This is a genomic window from Pseudoalteromonas sp. 5Ae-yellow, from assembly GCF_014077565.1.
Classification (GTDB): domain Bacteria; phylum Pseudomonadota; class Gammaproteobacteria; order Enterobacterales; family Alteromonadaceae; genus Pseudoalteromonas.
Genome location: NZ_JACGWD010000128.1, coordinates 1 through 3573, shown reverse-complemented (window position 1 = coordinate 3573; position 3573 = coordinate 1). Strand labels below are relative to the sequence as shown.

At 39.4% G+C, this 3573-nt stretch carries 1 protein-coding gene, 1 rRNA gene and 1 pseudogene; 2 read left to right on the top strand and 1 reads right to left on the bottom strand.

The window, feature by feature from the left end; translation table 11 throughout:
• Positions 1–158 precede the first annotated feature (158 nt).
• Positions 159–1468: pseudogene (locus H4J63_RS19480) on the bottom strand (M20 family metallopeptidase).
• Positions 1469–1579: 111 nt separating this feature from the next.
• Here H4J63_RS19480 and H4J63_RS19475 point away from each other — a divergent pair.
• Positions 1580–2437: a tetratricopeptide repeat protein gene (locus H4J63_RS19475; protein WP_182198072.1), complete on the top strand. Its 858-nt coding sequence runs from the start codon at positions 1580–1582 to the stop codon at positions 2435–2437.
• Between the two features lie 920 nt (positions 2438–3357).
• A 16S ribosomal RNA gene (locus H4J63_RS19470) occupies positions 3358–3573 on the top strand; the annotation flags it as partial.

The window sequence follows — 3573 nt, the reverse complement described above, 5'->3', positions numbered from 1 at the left end:
TGCGCGGATTACATCAAGGTCAGAAGTAATAATCTTCACTAAAAGACCGTATATATGACAGCAAACCTGTCCCTGCTATCGTTGAATGACACCTTGCAATACTGGAGGAGACCATATATGAACTCTGCTTGAGATAGATTTATTATCCAGAATTCAGGTTACTTATTAAATAAAGCAACAGCAGCGTTACTCATTGCTTTTATTCCGGTAGGGATAGCAACTTTATAATCTGGTGCAAATTTACTAGAGTGTAGGGAAGGGAGTACTTCACCTGTTTTTATTGAATCTGCATATTGTGCTTGGTTTACGCCACCTAGCCAAAATAAGGTAATAGGGATGTTTTCATCGGTGCGTCCGTATAGGCCAAAGTCTTCACCTGCCATTACAGCTTGTGTTTCAAGCACATTAGTATCACCAATTTCGCTGGCAATAGAGTTTCTAACAATGTCTGTTTGTGCAGGGTTATTATAAGTAGATGGAATAGATTCATCTTCATGTACATATACTACAGGGTAGTTTGATTCATTTAGGCCAGCACTTTGTGCAATACCTGCCGTGATTCGTTTTATTGCTGCTATTTGAGCACTTCTAACATTTGGGTTATAGCTTCTGAGAGTGAGTTGTAGTTTACTTCATCCGAAATCACATTATGTTTTGAGCCACCATGAATAGATCCAACTGTAATAACAGAAGGCTCTAGTGGTGAAAGCTCTCGACTTGTGATTGTTTGCAGAGCAAGTACAGTGCGTGCAGCTATAACCACAGGGTCAATAGTTGTATGAGGATAAGCACCATGACCACCTTTACCTTTAATTGTAATATCGACAGAATCTACACTTGCCATAGTGTATTCATTTTTCATTGATACCTTACCAGCGGGGACGCTAGCACTTACATGCAAAGCAATTATATGATCAGGTTTTTCATATTTACTAAATAGTCCTTCGCCTAACATGGCTTTAGCACCCCCACCAACTTCTTCGGCAGGCTGTGCAACCATCATCAAAGTGCCTTTCCATTGATCTTTGTGTACTATTAATTGCTCAGCAGTACCAATAAAAGAGCTCATGTGAATATCGTGGCCACAACCGTGCATTACACCTACTTTAGCACCATGCTCGTCTATTACTTTAACTTTTGAGGCATAGGACTTTCCTGTCTGCTCTATAATAGGTAAGCCATCGGTGTCAGTACGGATCATCACGGTTGGACCGTTTCCGTTTTTGTAAATGCCGACAACACCAAAGCCACCTACATTACTTGTTACTTTAAAACCCAGCTGAGTTAATTTATCCGCTATTTTATTACCCGTTTCTTGTTCGTGATAAGAAAGCTCTGGCGATTGGTGTAAATCGAGGTAAAACTTTTCTATAGCTGGCATGGTTTTGCTTAAATTCAAATCGAGTCTATTTGCTTGTACTAATGGGCTTGCTAATAAAAGTATTGCACTTAGATAAGTTAATTTCATGTTTTCCCTCATTGTTGAATATGTATACCGGATGATTTAGGTATATGACTTGTAATTATTATGTTCACCACCATATAAAAACCTAAATAGATGAATATGGCAATCAATTCAATGAGCAACATAGTTAGTATTAATGCGCAAAACCTTCAACAAGTACTCGGTGAAACATCACAGCAAAAATTGGTGTTGCTTAACTTTTTCTCTCCTCAAAGTCCTGAATGCATCGGACAGGCTGCAATTTTAGATAAAGTAGCGGCTGAATATGCAAGCTATATAGTAGTAGCAAACCTAGATTGCGATGCAGAGCAAGCACTCGCTTCTCAACTTGCGCAACAAGTTGGTCTTCAAACTCTGCCTACGCTTGTATTATTAAAAGACTCTGCACCTGTAGATTTACTTGCAGGTGTTCAAAGTGAGGCACAAATACGCGAAGCCCTAGCAAAGCATTTACCTGCGCAACAAGACTTACTGTTAGAGCAAGCAAAACAAGCGTTATTAAAGTCAGATTTAAATGCTGCATTTAATTATGCAAAGCAAGCTTATGAAATAGACAGCGGTAATGCACGCATCAAATTAGTGCTTGCAGACATATGTATTCAAATTCACAAGGTAGATGAAGCCCAAGCGCTTATAAATACAATAGACGTACAAGAGCAAGATGCTTACTTTAATAATATAAAAGCAAAATGCGAAGCTGCGCTTGAAGCAAAAGACTCACCGGAGATTAAAGAAAAGCAACAACAAGTAGAAAAGTACCCAAATGACCTAGAATTAAAAGAAGAGCTCAGTATTTTACTCAATGAAGCAGGCAGAAAAGAAGAAGCATTGGATGTACTGTTTACAGTTCTACAAAAAGATCTGAACTTCAACGAAGCAAAACCAAGCTTTTTAGCCATTATTGCCTCTTTACCTGATGGCGACGCACTCGCAGCTAAGTATCGTCGCAAGTTATATAGTATTTTATACTAGGGTCTGTTGCTCTTTGCGGATTAAAATTTGTTCAAACTAGGGGGTGTTTAATCGCGGCGCGAGATTTGTAACCTAGTGGGCTAAGTAAAAACCGAGTAACAAAGAGTAAATAGCCCCTAGGAAGAACCTTTTGGGCAGCGCCTGTTTGGCATTAATGCTACGTTATCGCCTATTTATGGGGAGTAACCACACTACATAGGCTCTGCCTTGCCTGAATACCAAACAGGCTGCTGCAAATTTAACCTTGAAAGATAAACAGACCCTAGATTCTAATAACTATTACTTTTGAGAAGCACCTAAATAAGGTGCTTTTTGCATTTTTAAGGTTTTAATTAAAAGCTATAGAATGGTTTAGCTATATAAAAACAAGAGTTATCAACAGGTTTTTGTGGGTAACTTGTGCTTATCATGTGTGCTTGCTTGGGGCTTAATTTTAATTACTATTTTATGCAAATAACGCTTGCGTAAAATCCGCCGCTCCCTATAATGCGACCCCACTGAGACGGGAAAGGCCGAAGCATAGCAAGGCACGAACTACTCAGAGAGTTAAATAAAACTTCGGTTTTAAATTGTCGAAAGAAAGTTTAAAACAAAGTGTTGACTCGAGAAATAAAGGGTGTATTATTCGCATCCCTTGAGACGCTAAAGCGACTCAAACGTTCTTTAACAATATAAAGCAATCATCTGTGTGGGCACTCGTACAGATTGAGTTCTAACAGCCAAGCTACTTAGGTAGCGAGGCAAGCAAATTAGAGTCTCAATTGAAACTGAGTGACCATATGTTATTAAAAGATTCAGCCTTGAGCTGTTTTGATTTCACTTTTTTAAAAGTGAAAATAATAACGCACAGTCAATTCGTTTTTGGCAACAAAAACAAAAATTCAGAATTCATTGAGCTGTCGAAAGACATAAAACTTTTTTAATTGAAGAGTTTGATCATGGCTCAGATTGAACGCTGGCGGCAGGCCTAACACATGCAAGTCGAGCGGTAACAGAGAGAAGCTTGCTTCTTTGCTGACGAGCGGCGGACGGGTGAGTAATGCTTGGGAACATGCCTTGAGGTGGGGGACAACAGTTGGAAACGACTGCTAATACCGCATAATGTCTACGGACCAAAGGGGGCTTCGGCTCTCGCC

Bases quoted from the DNA above. Each gene is read 5' to 3' on its own strand.
- H4J63_RS19475 (WP_182198072.1), top strand. From the start codon at position 1,580: ATGAGCAACATAGTTAGTATTAATGCGCAAAACCTTCAACAAGTACTC.